Below are 15,039 nucleotides of genomic sequence, written 5' to 3'. Positions count from 1 at the left end.
CGCTGTAGCAGCTGCAGCAACGAGGCAACGACGGTATCAGGAGTGAAACGAGCCGCGTCTGTCGGGCGACTAGAAGGCCCAGCCGATCTGTACCCATCCACGCATCGGGCTGTCCGGCTCGGCCTGGGCATGCTGAGCGCCGCGAAACGCCAGAGCAAAGCTCCAGGTGAAGGTGCCGCGGCTGCCGTGGATGCCTGCGCCATATCCCCGCAGTACCCGCGAATTCGCGCTATCGAGGTAGGGATGCTTGTTGATCGTCACCCCGCCGAGGTCGTAAAACACGCTGGGAATCAACATGGGGCTGATCTTGTACGAAAGCTCCGCGGATGCGAGCCAGCCTTCGTCACCAGTGCCTTCCCCGGCCGGATAGGCACGTACGCCGCCGGGGCCGCCCAGCGTGAACTTCTGGTACGAATCGAGGTTGCGTGAGGCGAGTTGCCCGCGCGCACTGAGGAGTACGCTCCAGCGGCTGCTCAACTGCTGATTGCGCTGCAGATCGAGGTTGAGCGTACCGTATCGTCCTGTGGACTGAGCGCCCGCGGCGTCGATCGCCGCTGCAGGCTGCGACAGGATCGTCAGCGTACCCGTGCCGAGGCGCAGCGCAGCCTGTGTGTTCGCGCCCGCTATCAATTCGTCTTTGCCGCTGAACAGCAGGTTGATGCTTTGGTGAAACGCGTGTTTATGTGTGTCGCTCGACGTCGCGCCGACTTCGTCGAACAAGTCGCGGTATTCCGATGTGAATTGCCCGATGACATTGACCGGGACGCTCCGCACGACCGCATAGGCCAGGTTCCACTGGACGATGTCCGCGCGCCCGCGGGCACCGAGCGCGGCGAAGTCAGACCCGAGCAGATACTGAGTGTGCGTGAGGCTCATACCGGTGCTCAAGCCGGCGTTGGCCACGGGCATCTGCCCTGCGAGCCGTCCATAGTAAAGGTTCGAGTCGCTCGCAAGGAAATGGGCGGTGAACTGCTCGCCATAGCCGAGGGGACTGTTCAGGCTCAGAGAGCCACCGATGCGGGCCTTACCCGTGTAGCGTGAACCGTAGTTGTCCGCGCTCAGCTCGCCGCTGAGGAGCGGCGTCGCCGCGTTGCGGACGTCCAACACGGTCTGCCCAGGCTGAGCGCCGGCCGTAAGGTTTGCAGTAAGTCGCGCACCGCTCAAGTCCGATAGCAGCAGCAATGCCCGGTCGACTTCCGGCTGATTTAACGGGGCGCCGCGTTCAATCGCTGCAAGATGCGCGTCGATTACGCTCGAACGCAGGCGGCTGTGCGGATCGTTCACGACGTGTACGCTCGACAGCGTTCCTTCCTCGACGCGGATTTCGACGTCGCCGTTCTTGATCGATTGAGCCGGCACGTACGCGTGCGCCAGTATCCATCCGTGATCGCGATAGAAATGCGTAATACGTGCGGCGCCTCGCACGAGATCTGCGAGCGTGCGCTCGCCGTCGTTGAGGCCGACAACGAGCGCTTCAAGAACGCGCGGCAAATAGAGATGCGCACCCGTCACTCGAACGCGACGCACGGAAATGCGTGTTCCGTCTTGCGGCAACGCATCGGTGTCGGTGTCTTTCGGCAGAGCGAGCGACCTGTCTTTCGAGGGAGCAGGTAGCGCTTCGATCGGTGCGACGTCGCGTGCGACGCCGCCGGCGTCAGGCCGAACCTGAGCTAACGCGGCGTGTGATGCGAAGGTGACGAGCAGGCCCGGTATGGCAACTCCCAAGCCTGCGCGCGCGAATCCGGCGCGGCGTTTTATCTTGCGCAATGACATGATGCTGCAGTTCACTCCGATGCTGCCGCGCGAGTGCCACCCACCTCATCGCCAACGGAATCGTCGATATGGAAGGTGGCCGCCACGGCGCGCCACCCCAGCCTGATCTTTTGTGCAGGCAACGGTGCGTCGACTCTGCCGCTCACGCGTGCTTTGGCCTCGGCATCGGCAATGGCGCTCACGTACGATGGGTCCATGGAAGTGGACCCGAGCATGACGGTGGACACACTCGCCGTGCGGACTGTCAGTATCCCGGGAACATAGCTGATGCTGTAGTTTTGGCTCGAGAGTCCATCCACGGAAACGGCGTAGGCCCCGGCGCCGGAAAGAGTATTGGCGGTGGTCGAAAAGCTCAACTGGCCTTGGAGTCCCGCCGTTTGTATCGTCTCTCCGCTGACTAGTCCGCTGTATGAAGCGCTGAACGACGGGTTTTGTTGGCCGATGTACCGACTCGCGCCGTTGACCGAGATCGCAAGCGGCGCGGGGGTGATTCCGAAGGTATGGCCGGTGGTGAACGTTACCTGATAGCCGAGCTGATCGGCCAGCGTGCCCGACGCTATCACGTAGCTGCCGACGTTTTGCCCCGACGCGCGCTCGAGCGAGCCCGAGAAGATTTGCGCCGCGGTATCTCCGTTGACTTGTCCCCTCGTGCCATAGGCCAGCTGCGGGTCCACGCCGGCGCTACCGTTGTACACCTTGGTGTTGGTGGAGTCCGTCGGCGTGACTGTGACCGTCGGCCGCTGGCGATACATGACGTATGTAGCGCCATCACCGATGCCCGTCGCGCCGGCTGCGTCGCCATTCTGTCTGTCGTAGCGGAAATTGCCCGAGCCCGCGGCCGCCCGCTGGGCGAGCGAGCCGCCCAGCAATGTCGAATCGATGGAGCCGCTGTACACGGTGGCCGTTTTGCCCGTGTCCAGCGTAAAAGTCGCGCTGTTCTTCACATCGCCGCCACTGCTCGTTCCGCGCGCGGTAGCGGCACCGGCGGACAGCGTCAGATCGCCGTTCGAGACGGTCCAGTTACCGGTCGTGGTCAGATTGCCGGAGAGCGTCGTCAGGCGCACGTTGCCAGTCGAGTTCACGCCGGAGACGGTGAAGGCGGTGGCCGCGGTGATGGTCGCATCGGCGGCACTGCCGACCGAGAGCAGACTGAACGAGTTGCCGCTATTGGTCAGTGCGAGCGAGCCGCTGCCGGCGTTGAGCGTGGTGGCGCCGCTTACGTTCAACGTACCGCTTTGCGTAATGCCGCTTGCGGCCAGGTTCAGCGAACCGCTGAGCGTGGATGCGCCCATGTTCAGTGACGAGCCGCTCGAGAGCGTCGCATCCGCGGCCGTCAACGCGATCGCTTCGGAGAACGTATTGCCGCTATTGCCGAGCGTGATGGCGTTGCTGCCGGCGTCAAGCGCAGTGGCGCCCGTGACCCTGACAGCACCGGTTTGAGCGATGCCGGGTGCGGTGAGCGTCAAGTTTCCGGCGATTGCCGACGTAGCCAACGTCAGGTCCGTGCTATTGGACAGCGTCGTATCGGCCGCGTTCATCGAGAGTGTCCCGTTGAAGGCGTTCCCGCTGTTGGTCAGGCTGATTGTGTTGCCCGATCCGCTCGCGTCGATCGTCGTTGTACCGCTTACCTGGAAGTAGCCGCCATGGGTCGTATCGTCCGCGATGGAACCGCCCGTGGACGTTATGTTGAGGTTGCCGGGCGTGATCAGTCCACCTTTGTTCCAGACCGCCTTGCGCGCCTCCACGTTACTGAGCGCGGTGATGTTAAGCGGCGCCGCGGTCGCGACCGTCAACGTTGCACCGTTGCCGATATAGAACCCGCTATACCCGCTCACCGAATCGAGCGAACGCGCGTCGATATCGATCGATGAAGCGCTGGGCGCGCTCATTGTCACAGCGGCGGTGCCGGAACCCCACACGCCGTCCCCGCCGGCGTTCGATCCGGAAATGGCGATAGCGCCGCTGGTTGCCGTGACGTTCACTTTGCCGGCGAATTTCACTGCGGCGTTTGCATTGCTCGTGCTGGCTGAGCCGCCCATGACTTCATTCGTGCCAGCGATATCGACAGTCCCGCCGCTCAAGGTCGCCGCATTCGAGGACGTCGCCGTGATATTGACGGCTGAAAGCTGATTGCGATAAGTCGTCGACGTGGGATTGCTCGCAGTTCCGACGATCGTCAGCGCGCCCGACGTCGAGAGGCTGTCCAGCGCGCCGATCGTGACGCCGCTGCCGGCCCATGTGCTCGTCGCCCCCGTTGCGGTGCCGGTCAACGTGATCGCGCCGCCACTCGTGCTCTGAATCGTATTGCCGCCGACGAGGTCCACGCCGATGTCGTTGATGGAAAAAAGCGGTGCGCCGCCGCTGTTGGTGCCCGTGACCGTAGCGATGCCGCCGCTCGTGCCGGATATCGCAATCGCGCCGGAAGCCGTTCTCAGCGTCGTCGATTTCAGGTACACGCCCTGGCTGTTGCCGTTGCTGGGCATCGTGCCCGACAGACTAATCGTGCCACTGCCGGTCGTCACCCACGTGCTGTTCTCGAGATCGAGTGCCGCAACGGTGCCCGACCGCGCACCGGTGGACACCGCGCTGATATTGCCGCCGTTGGCGGTGATATCGAGGTAGCTGAACTTGATGCCGTTGGTGTTCGATGCGCTCGTCGCCGCATTGGCCGTCATCGATACGTTGAGCGCGCCGCTCGTGCTTGTGATCGTTCGGTGCGCGCCGCTGCTGGCGTTTGTCGTGATACGACCGTCGGCAATCAAGGTCAGCGCGGCATTGCCGGCGGCGGTCTTGGCGATGCTGCCGTTGATGGCGATGTTGCCTTCTTGCGTGCCCGCGCCGGCGGTAGTGATCGTGACGTTGCCGCCACTGTTCAGAATGCTCTGGATGCTCGAGACGTTGACGACGGAGCCATTGGCGCTGGGTGTCCAGACGTTGCTCGAAAACGCCCCGCCCGTTTGAGTGCCCGTGGATATCGTAACGTTGTACGGGTCGAGCAGCCACAGTCCCCCTGTGCCGCCCGTCGTTCCCGCAGCCACGCTCACCGCAATGCCATCGGTGTCCAAGACATGGCCGGACGTCTCGATGCTGCCGCCGTTACCGCCTGCGACTCCGCCATTGGCGGAAAGCAAGCCGTGCACGTTTGCACTGTCGGTGCCCCAGACGACTATTTTGCCGCCGCTGCCAGTGCGAACGGCGTCGGCATCGATCGCGGCACCGCTTGCGACGTACGCTGCCGATGCATCGTGCTCGGGGCCAGCACCGCGCGAGTTTCCGCCGATCAGCGCCGTGCCGCCGCCGGCCATGCCGCTGACGTCGACGCGTGCGCCGTCGAAAAGCCCCACCTTGGCACCGAGCACTTTGACCGCGCCCCCTATGCCCCCGACTTCTGGCGCGCTGGCGTCGAGTTGTCCGCTGACGGCCGCGGCGCCGGAGTCCGGGTCGCCGATCAACTCGATAGTGCCTTGTTTGTTGGCCACCGAGCGAGCGCGCACCACGCCGCTTGAGCTAACGACGGCTTCGCTCAAAGCGTCGAGTCCTTTGGCGGTCAGCACAACATGGCCGCCGTCCGCCTGAATCAGGCCCCCGTTGGCGGCGAGCGTGCGGGCTGCACCGCGACTGATCGTATAGCCGAGCGGGCTGCCGTCTACGAGTGTCAGCGTGACAGCGCTCGCACCTGCCATCAGCACACTGCCCTGTGGCGCGTTGATGGTGCCCCCATTGTTCACGGCGATCGCGATCAACGCGACCTTGCCGCCGGGCGGCACCATAAGCGTTCCTTGATTGATGACGCTTGCCGTGCTCGCGCCACTGAGCGCGTAGCGGCCCGCCAAAAAATCGGCGTCGCTCAAGCCAAGCGTGCTCGCGACCAGCCCGCCGACATTGACCTGCGCGCTGCTGCCGAACAGGACGCCGTTCGGATTGAGAACGAATACGGTGCCGTTGGCATTGAGGTTGCCCAGAATGGCACTCGGCTCTCTGCCCGTTACGCGGTTCAGCGCGATCGACCCGGTGCCTGGCTGGAGGAAATTGACGGTTTCGCCGGCCTGGATGCTGAATTTCGACCAGTCGATCGCGAGCTTGTTCGTATTCTGGGTAATGGTGGTAGTTGCACCCGTCTGGCTGATGTTGGCGCTACCCGCGGTGACCGCGCCGCCGGCGGGGGCGGCAAGAACGGCAGCGCTTGCGAGCGCTGAGCACGCCAGCGCGATTACCGTGGGGGCGCGGAATATCGAGGGATCGCCGTGCCGGGTGCCCGCCGCGCGGGAATATGCGGGAGAGCAATGCCGGATTACACGATCGGCATGTTGGCTCATCGTGCGGGCTGACATGGGGATGTATTGACTGATTGAATTCGCCGGCAATGAATAAAGGAGTTATCGGCACTCTGATTCGATTCTTGAGGGCGTTTCCATGCCCGTTTTTTGCCGATAAATCATCAAGAAAGGGCGAGGTTTGCCGAAATAGCAACTCCGCGCTTCGCGACGCTGTCGTCGCGAAAGTACGATCACGCTCGAAGAGACCTGCAAATGGCCAACAAACCGCTTTCCCGCACCAAGGCGCTGTGCATGTTGCTCGCCTGCCTATTCTTCATTCCCGTGTTCGGCGTACTGACGGCGCACTTCATGGCCTCGGAGTACGAGAGCCAGTTTCACGATTCGGTAGTGTTCAATCAGCGCCTGGTCACCGAAGAAAACTATCAAGCCCGGCACCTGAGCTATGTCTCGGTTTGTGCACAGATCCGCGCTGGGGGAAACGCGGAGGGCTATAAGGAAATGTGTTCCCCGGCGGACGAGGTCGCGATCGTCAAATACGCTTCGTGGGCGATTGCCGCCATCGGTGGTTTGATCTTGCTCGTGATTTACGGCGGCAGAGCGATCGCCGGCACGAATCGCGCGCGGCTGAGCGGGATATTCGGCTTCGTTGTGCGTGCCGTGATGTTTCTGCTCGCGCTCTCGGTGTTCGGGCAAGCGGTGTTGTTCGTCTTTTCGGTCTACACGATCGAGACCATGACGATTCATCAGGTTCACGCGGTGCTGCTCGCCACAGTGGGATTTGCAGCGCTGCTCGTGTGCTGGACGCTGCTGCGCTCGACGTTCCAGTTCCTCAAGGAAACACCGATGCTTATCAAGGCCGTGCAACTCGATCGCGAGTCTCAGCCTCGATTGTTTCAATTCGTCGACGACATCGCACGTCGGCTCGGCGCACGGTCACCGGCCAATATCATCGCCGGGCTCGAGCCCAATTTCTTCGTTACCGCAGGGCCCGTTGCGTTGTTTGGCCGTCACGGCACGGTCGCGAACGAAACGCTGTTTATTTCGCTGTGCACGATGCGCTTGTTCAGCAAGCCGGAGTTTGCGGCAGTGATTGGCCACGAACTCGGACACTTCCGGGGCGACGACGTGATTTACAGCAAACGCTTTGCGCCCGCCTACTCACGACTCGGCCAGACGTGGTCTGCGATGGCGTCGTCGCGCGGAGGCAATGCTTCGGATCTCGCACGTCTGCCGGCCATCGTGACGCTGGGTACGTGCTGGAATGTCTTTGCGTCCGCGGAGCGCTCCATCGGACGAGAGCGCGAAATGCTCGCCGATCAGGCGGGCGCTGAGGCGTCGGACGCCCGGTCGCTTGCGCGTGCATTGGTGAAAATCGCGACCCATGCGCGCCAATGGGGCCCGCTCATGCGGGCGCATATCGGTGAACTGGCCGAAGGACGCATGTATGAGAACTTGTCAGTGACGTATCAGAACGGCTGCAGCAATGCGCTCGGCGCGATGGACTGGGACGCCGCGCGCGACGAGCTTGGCAAGACAGCGGTCGCGCACCCCGTCGATACTCATCCGCCGCTTGCGCAACGTCTGCAGGGTCTGGGTACGTCGCTCGACGAAGTCACCCTCGAGGAGGTGGGGGTGCCCGAAGAATCGGCCATCCATCTGCTGCAGGACCCCGAGGCAGTCGAAAAGGAGCTTTCGAAGCTCGAAGCCCAATGGCTAGTTGCCATTCGCGCGGTAGTCGTTCCGCGGAATCAGGCAGGACCCGCGGAACCTGTTGGTGAAATGTAATCCTCGTGCGCTCCAATGGCCGAGGTGGGTCGGATTTGGGCGGCCACGCCGGGCAGTCGCCGGCCATGAACCGTCATTCGACACCTCGACCAGAATCGTCGACAATCGACCGATCTGACCATCCACGATGCACCAATGTCGATCGACGTTCCGGGAACCGAAGGTTATGCCAAGCATGCCGAGGCTTTGGCTAATGAATGGCGCAAGATTTCATTCGAAGACCACCACCGACCAGTTCTGCATCTGATCCCGGACGTACCTTCACGCATCCTCGATCTAGGGGCAGGCATGGGCCGCGATGCTGCCGCATTGGCATCGATGGGGCACGCGGTGTTGGCGGTTGAGCCCGTCGACGAACTGCGGGCTGCTGCGACCAACATCTATCCCGCTTCCAGCGTTGTCTGGCTCGACGATAGCTTGCCGGATCTGTGCCTCGTCCGCGAGAGGGCGAACCGGTTCGACGTTGTTATGGTTACCGCAGCGTGGATGCACCTCGACGAAGTCCAACGTCGCCGAGGCATGGGCACCATCTCTGACCTGTTAGTCGATGGTGGCGTCGTCATCTTGTCGTTGCGCCATGGCCCGTTTCCGGAGGGGCGGCGCATGTTCGACGTCTCCGAGGCGGACACGATCCGGCTTGCCGAAGCCCATCGTCTCGAGCTTCTGCTCAACGTTCGCAGCGGCTCAGCCCAGCAAGCAAACAGGAACAAGGGCGTCACATGGACGCGCCTTGCTTTCGGGAAGTGAGAGCCGGTGTGGCGGTATCCTCTCGGCCAGCTTCTGCCGCTCGCCCGAGCTATAAAGCGCACAGTCGAACGGCTGGTCCCCTCCGAAACCACCATTCCATGTCGGATCCGCAAACGAACGACTGGCACGCCGCGCGGCCGGTCATCGCCGTGATCGTCAGGTGATTGGCAGACAACATGTGTGCCTCCGGCTGGAATACAGGTTACAGATATCCGCGCAATCGCGGTCGTTCCAGATGTCGAGCGACGAACGGTCCAGGAAAACAAGTCGATCGATGGTTCCCAAGTGCTGTATGGCGAGCAACGCGCTCCGGTTGACGAACGCACCGGGTCGATCGTCAGGAAAGACGACCTGCATCAGGGGAGCGAAGCGCTGGGTTATCTCGGTGAAGCTCACCTCACTGGACGGCTCCGTCACGTCAAGCCAGTAGACAAGCGCCGCCGTTGGACTGCCTGGCTTTCGCGCAATGAAGCGTACTGTTTTTTCGCCTGACAATTCATTCATGATTACCTGCCCGGTTAGTGCGTTCCTCTTTCAAAAGCAGTTCGGCGTTGCTTGCCGGGCTTGTTGATATGACGCGCTGTACGGCGACTTTCGCAAGCCGGTGCTCGACCCAAATCCGCCCCCATCGGATCGCGTACTGCAAGGCCTGTGCTGGGTCGTAAAAATAATCCAGCGCGTGGAAGCAGCGCTGCGTCGGGCAGCCTGGCAGTTCGATCACAAGATGGGCTGCATGCAACGCACTCTTCACGGGTTCTGCTCGGGCCGTCAATCGGTAGCCCTGGCATTGGGCCTGACAACTGACAGGGCCGATGATTGCGACGGAGCGTTCCCGACTGAGCGTCGGCGTCTCATTCAGATGTCTGGTTTGCTTTCTCATGGCTTCTCTATCCTTCGACGACGATCCCATCCCGCTGCAGTTAGGTCGCGCGGCTAAGGAGCGGCGCACAGGCAGCGCAATGGATCTCGAGTTCGTTCGGCACGCGAGCGGACACCCATCACGCAAGCCGCGATGGAGCACCGTCGGTGGTCAACAGAAAGATGGTGGGCCCGGCTCTCGTTTAATTGGCTTTTGGTTTATTCGGAGAGCCGGGCAGGAGAAAGTGCTGCCTTATCCGCGCAGCTGGCGCGGTTTTGTGTGCGCCTAGAGGTATCGGTTTTCCAGTGCCCGCCAGTACGCGCCCCCATTAGTGCAGGAGTGCAGAACAAGGCGAGGCGAGAACGCGGGATGAAAAGCACGACTATGACCTCAAGTCAGTGGCCAGCGAGTAATCAAATCAAGAATGCGGCAGTCGTTCCATTAGAGCGCATCTGTAAGCATTTTGCAAGGTTATCGGGTGATATCGCCGTGCGGCATTGGGACGCAAAGGCATTTCATCCTGGGCGCCCCAATCCTGGATGCCGTAAACCGAAATGTGGTCACAGGCGACGCACGCCCTTGAAACGCCGGGTGCAACGGCGGAACCGCTTGTGGCCGGCGCAGACGACGGGACCACTCTGTTAGCTGCCTGTGGTGTCGGACCTACGACGCATGTGAAAGGCGGGTAGTCGCCGACATGAGTTGTTGCCGTCCCGATAATCGCGCGTGCAACGTGCTTTGAGGATATCGTCAGTTTGAACCCAATGGAGCAGCGGACACGTCCTTCGCTGCCAATGAGTGGATTCGCGCCAGCGGCGCCGGGGCGATACTCCCCGTGTTGTCGCGGTCGCCCGGCCCTGGGATCGGGGGACGCACGCGCCACCTGTCCCCAAGACGGACTTTATTACTCCGGATCATTGGTGTAAGCGCAACGGCTATCGCCACCACAATACTTGACATCTAAACTATTCCAACCTAAATTTCCTCCATCGCCAAGGAGGATGGAACATGCGCATCGTCTGTATCGGAGGGGGTCCCGCCGGCCTCTACTTCGGCCTCCTGATGAAATTGCGCAACCCGGCGCACCATGTATCGGTCATCGAGCGCAACCGCCCCTACGACACGTTCGGCTGGGGCGTAGTTTTCTCGGATCAAACGCTCGACAATCTCCGCGCAGCCGATCCGCCAAGCGCGGATATGATCCTGGACGCCTTCAACCACTGGGACGACATCGATATCCACTTCCGTGGCCGCACCCTCCGCTCATCGGGTCATGGGTTCTGCGGTATCGGCCGCAAACGTCTGCTCAATATCCTGCAAGCCCGTTGCGAAGCGCTCGGTGTCGAACTCGTGTTCGAAACCAGCGTGACGGACGACGACCGCTACGACGCCGACCTCATCATCGCGTCCGACGGCGCGAACAGCGCAATCCGACAGAAGTACGCCGCGACCTACCAACCGGATATCGACTTGCGCGACTGCCGCTTCGTATGGCTCGGCACGAAAAAGCGCTTCGATGCCTTTACATTTGCATTCGAGCAGACGGAATGGGGTTGGTTTCAAGCGCACGCCTATCGCTTCGACGACGACACATCAACATTCATCGTGGAAGCACCCGAGCGCGTCTGGCGTGCCGCCGGACTCGAAGAGATGAGCAAGGAGCAAGGCATCGCGTTTTGCGAGCGCCTCTTCGCGAAGTACCTCGACGGCAACCCGCTGATCTCGAATGCGGCGCACCTGCGCGGCTCCTCACAGTGGATTCGTTTTCCACGCGTGGTCAATCGCGAGTGGGTTCATCTCAGGCCGCGTTCGGACGGCGGATCGACGCCAGTTGTTCTGATGGGCGACGCAGCCCATACAGCGCATTTTTCCATCGGCTCCGGCACCAAGCTCGCGCTTGAAGACGCAATCGAACTCGCAAACAGTATCGATGCTCATGCCGACGATCTTCCAGCCGCGCTCGATCGATACAAACGCATACGCAGTGTCGACGTGCTACGACTGCAAAACGCCGCTCGCAATTCGACGGAGTGGTTCGAGCATGTCGACCGATATGCCTCGTTCGAACCGGAGCAATTCGCCTATTCGCTACTGACGCGATCGCAGCGCATTTCGCATGAAAATCTGCGGGCACGCGATGCACATTACGTAGCCAGCTTCGAAAACTGGCTCGCCGCGCGCACGGGTACGCCGCAACCGCGCACGGCACGCTCGATTCCGCCGATGTTCACACCCTACGCTGTACGCGGCGTCCGGCTGAAAAACCGCATCGTCGTTTCGCCGATGGCGCAATACTCGGCCGTCGAAGGCACGGTGGGCGACTATCACCTGACCCACCTCGGCGCCCGTGCCATGGGCGGCGCCGCGCTGGTAATGACCGAAATGACCTGCGTCAGCGCCGAAGGCCGCATTACGCCCGGCTGCCCAGGCATGTATACAAGCGAACATCGGCAAGCGTGGCAGCGCATCGTCGATTTCGTACACGGCGCAAGCGATGCCAAAATCGGCATGCAGCTCGGTCATGCCGGCGCAAAAGCATCGACGCGCGTCAGCTGGGAAGGTATCGACCAGCCGCTCGACGAAGGCAACTGGCCACTCGTTTCCGCTTCGCCGCAACAATATCTGGCGGGCATCAGCCAATGGTCACGCGAAGCCACGCTCGACGATTTGCGCGAAATCGAAAACCAGTTCGTGCGCGCAGCGCAGATGGCGGACGAAGCGGGCTTCGATTGGCTCGAACTGCACTGCGCACACGGCTACTTTCTATCCAGCTTCATTTCTCCGTTGACGAATCGGCGCACGGACGAATACGGCGGGGCGCTCGAACATCGGCTGCGCTATCCGCTCGAAGTATTCGCCGCCATTCGCCGTGTATGGCCTCAGAGCAAACCGATTTCCGTACGCATCTCGGCGCACGACTGGGTGGAAGGCGGCACGACGCCGGACGACGCGGTACAGATTGCCCGCGCATTCAAAGCGGCCGGCGCCGACATGATCGACGTTTCCTCGGGGCAAGTCAGCAAGCTCGAAAAGCCGGTCTACGGCCGCATGTACCAGACGCCGTTTTCCGATCGCATTCGCAACGAGGCCGGCATCGCGACGATAGCGGTTGGCGCGATCTCAGAGGCCGATCACGCGAACAGCATCATCGCAGCCGGTCGCGCGGATTTGTGCGCCGTCGCGCGGCCGCATTTGGCCAACCCGGCATGGACGCTCACCGAGGCCGCAAAAATCGGCTACCTCGACATCGGCTGGCCCAAGCAATACACGGCCGCAAAGGCCCAACTCGAACGCAACGCAGAACGCGAGCGTGCTCAAACCCCATCTTTGCCGATATCGGACACGCAATGAACAACCACTCGCTCAACGGTAAGCACGCCGTCGTGACAGGCGGAGGCAGCGGCATCGGCGCAGCAATTGCACGCTCGCTCGCGCAAGCCGGCGCGCGCCTGACGCTGACGGGCCGCGATGCAAAGAAACTTGCCGCCCAACGCGAACAACTCGCCGCCTATGACGATGTGGGTTGCATCACGATGGACGTGACGGAACCCGAGTCGGTCGCGCAAGCCTTCGCCGCAGCGGTGCAGGCGATGGGGCCGGTCGATATCCTGATCGACAACGCCGGCCAGGCGCAAGCCTCCCCCTTCACGGCTACCGATCTGGCGCTGTGGCGCCGCATGCTCGACGTCAATCTGACCGGCGTCTTCCTCTGCACGCAGGCGGTCTTGCCCGCGATGCTCCAAAGAAAATACGGCCGCATCGTCAATGTGGCCAGCACCGCGGGGCAAATCGGCTATCCCTACGTGGCCGCCTACTGCGCCGCGAAGCATGGCGTCATCGGTCTGACCCGCTCGCTGGCGCTCGAAGTCGCGGCCAAAGGCATTACCGTCAACGCGGTTTGCCCCGGCTACACCGAAACCGAGCTGCTGCATACCGCACTCGATCAAGTCGTCTCCAAAACGGGCCGAAGCATGAACGAAGCCCGCACCGCGTTGCAGCGCGCCAACCCGCAACAACGCTTCATGTCGCCGGAAGAAGTCGCGCATGCGGTGCTCTGGCTCGTGCAGCCCGAATCGTCGGCCATGACCGGTCAATCGATTTCAATCTCTGGTGGAGAAGTAATGTGAGCCGCACTGCCCGTTCCTCGGCAAAAAAAGACGCCGCTCAATCGATCGAAACGACGAAGCCAGCGCGCGGCGACAATGTCGTCGATATGGAAGCCCGTACAGGCGCCGATAGCCATATGAGTCTGCGCCTATGGTTGAGATTGCTCGCAACCACCAATCTCGTGCAAGCCGAGCTGCGTCGCCGCCTGCGAGACGAATTCGAGACCACACTGCCGCGCTTCGACTTGATGGCCCAACTCGAACGCCATCCCGAAGGACTGAAAATGAGCGAAATCTCGCGGCGCCTGATGGTCACCGGCGGCAACGTGACAGGTATCACCGATCAACTCGAGAAAGAGGGTTTCGTTGCACGCGAGGCAGACCCAAACGACCGACGCGCCTTCAGCGTGCGTCTGACGCCCGCGGGCCGCATCGCTTTCGACAAGATGGCGCGCGCCCACGAACAATGGGTCGTGGAGCTGTTGGGCGGCCTGGGCCGCGACGAGAAGTCGAAGATGTATCAGCGTCTCGGCAAATTGAAAACGCATTTGGTGGAAAACGCGCGGCGTTGAATGGCCGCTTACGCACCATCACGCACTGTGCCTGACGTCCAACGAACGATTCGAACCCGCCCATGACTCATTCACCCTCATCCGCCGCCCGCCTGCACGCAGGCAACGCCGTCGCCCTTGCCGGCTATGCGACCCACCACTTCGGCTGGTCCGTCAGCGACGGCGTGGGCACGATCGTGCTGAACCGTCCCGACCGCAAGAATCCACTGACCTTCGATTCCTATGCCGAACTGCGCGATCTGTTCCGCCAGCTCGCCTACGCAACAGATGTCAAAACAATAGTGATCTATGGCGCCGGAGAGAACTTCTGCTCGGGCGGCGACGTGCACGAAATCATCGGTCCACTGATCGGCTTGCCGATGCCGGAGCTGCTGATGTTCACGCGAATGACGGGGGATGTCGTGAAAGCCATGCGCCATTGTCCGCAGCCGATTGTCGCGGCCGTGGACGGCGTATGCGCCGGAGCGGGAGCGATTCTCGCCATGGCGGCCGATCTACGCTACGCCACCGCGCGCAGCAAGCTGGCGTTTCTGTTCACGCGCGTCGGTCTCGCGGGCTGCGATATGGGCGCCTGCGCCATTCTGCCGCGCATCATCGGCCAGGGACGTGCATCGGAGCTTCTTTTTACGGGGCGGGCGGCGAGCGGCGAAGAAGCCTACGCCTGGGGTTTTTATAACCGCCTCTGCGAGCCCGGCGATTTGGTTGCACAGGCAACCGAATTGGCGCGCACACTCGCGAGTGGCCCGACCTTCGCGCACGGCATGACGAAGCGGATGCTGCATCAGGAATGGAGCATGAGCGTCGACGACGCCCTCGAGGCGGAGGCCCAGGCGCAGGCAGTGTGCATGGCTACCCAGGACTTCGAGCGGGCTTACCGCGCATTTGCGGCGAAGGCACGTCCCGAATTCAAAGGAGATTGA

The 15,039-nt window shown here is 62.0% G+C and carries 10 protein-coding genes; 6 read left to right on the top strand and 4 right to left on the bottom strand.

What is annotated here, in order from left to right; genetic code table 11:
• Positions 1 to 69: 69 nt before the first annotated feature.
• Together ACR9ZC_RS06765 and ACR9ZC_RS06760 are read right to left on the bottom strand one after the other, a co-directional pair.
• A complete protein-coding gene (locus ACR9ZC_RS06765) occupies positions 70 to 1,773 on the bottom strand; it encodes a ShlB/FhaC/HecB family hemolysin secretion/activation protein (RefSeq protein WP_481579637.1) in 1,704 nt (567 codons plus the stop codon).
• Between the two features lie 11 nt (positions 1,774 to 1,784).
• Entirely contained in the window at positions 1,785 to 6,089 is a 4,305-nt protein-coding gene (locus ACR9ZC_RS06760; protein WP_481579636.1) for a beta strand repeat-containing protein, read from the bottom strand.
• A gap of 213 nt (positions 6,090 to 6,302) precedes the next feature.
• Between ACR9ZC_RS06760 and ACR9ZC_RS06755 the strand changes: the two genes are divergently transcribed.
• Both ACR9ZC_RS06755 and ACR9ZC_RS06750 read left to right on the top strand, forming a co-directional pair.
• Positions 6,303 to 7,835 carry a M48 family metallopeptidase gene (locus ACR9ZC_RS06755; protein WP_481579635.1) on the top strand — a complete coding sequence of 511 codons (1,533 nt, stop codon included), beginning with the start codon at positions 6,303 to 6,305 and terminating at the stop codon, positions 7,833 to 7,835.
• A 135-nt stretch (positions 7,836 to 7,970) separates the two neighbouring features.
• Positions 7,971 to 8,582: a class I SAM-dependent methyltransferase gene (locus ACR9ZC_RS06750; protein ID WP_481579634.1), complete on the top strand. Its 612-nt coding sequence runs from the start codon at positions 7,971 to 7,973 to the stop codon at positions 8,580 to 8,582.
• A 156-nt stretch (positions 8,583 to 8,738) separates the two neighbouring features.
• On the opposite strand, the gene ACR9ZC_RS06745 is transcribed toward ACR9ZC_RS06750, so the two are convergent.
• Together ACR9ZC_RS06745 and ACR9ZC_RS06740 are read right to left on the bottom strand one after the other, a co-directional pair.
• On the bottom strand, positions 8,739 to 9,086 hold the full coding sequence (locus ACR9ZC_RS06745) for a hypothetical protein (protein WP_481579633.1): 348 nt from the start codon (positions 9,084 to 9,086) through the stop codon (positions 8,739 to 8,741).
• Positions 9,079 to 9,462, bottom strand: coding sequence for a hypothetical protein (locus ACR9ZC_RS06740; RefSeq protein WP_481579632.1), 384 nt, complete (start codon positions 9,460 to 9,462; stop codon positions 9,079 to 9,081). The genes ACR9ZC_RS06745 and ACR9ZC_RS06740 overlap by 8 nt, the downstream gene beginning before the upstream one ends.
• Before the next feature lie 987 nt (positions 9,463 to 10,449).
• On the opposite strand from ACR9ZC_RS06740, the gene ACR9ZC_RS06735 reads away from it, so the two are divergent.
• The 4 genes from ACR9ZC_RS06735 (at position 10,450) to ACR9ZC_RS06720 (ending at position 15,039) form a co-directional block, all read left to right on the top strand.
• Positions 10,450 to 12,792 (top strand): bifunctional salicylyl-CoA 5-hydroxylase/oxidoreductase, encoded by a 2,343-nt coding sequence (locus tag ACR9ZC_RS06735; RefSeq protein ID WP_481579631.1) that lies wholly within the window; start codon positions 10,450 to 10,452, stop codon positions 12,790 to 12,792.
• Positions 12,789 to 13,568 (top strand): SDR family NAD(P)-dependent oxidoreductase, encoded by a 780-nt coding sequence (locus ACR9ZC_RS06730; protein WP_481579630.1) that lies wholly within the window; start codon positions 12,789 to 12,791, stop codon positions 13,566 to 13,568. The genes ACR9ZC_RS06735 and ACR9ZC_RS06730 overlap by 4 nt, the downstream gene beginning before the upstream one ends.
• Entirely contained in the window at positions 13,565 to 14,119 is a 555-nt protein-coding gene (locus tag ACR9ZC_RS06725) for a MarR family winged helix-turn-helix transcriptional regulator (RefSeq protein WP_481579629.1), read from the top strand. Before ACR9ZC_RS06730 ends, ACR9ZC_RS06725 begins: the two co-directional genes overlap by 4 nt.
• Before the next feature lie 62 nt (positions 14,120 to 14,181).
• Positions 14,182 to 15,039 (top strand): enoyl-CoA hydratase family protein, encoded by an 858-nt coding sequence (locus ACR9ZC_RS06720; RefSeq protein WP_481579628.1) that lies wholly within the window; start codon positions 14,182 to 14,184, stop codon positions 15,037 to 15,039.

This window comes from Trinickia sp. HAY1-2D, from assembly GCF_056754935.1.
This window is presented reverse-complemented; position numbering and strand designations above follow the sequence as displayed.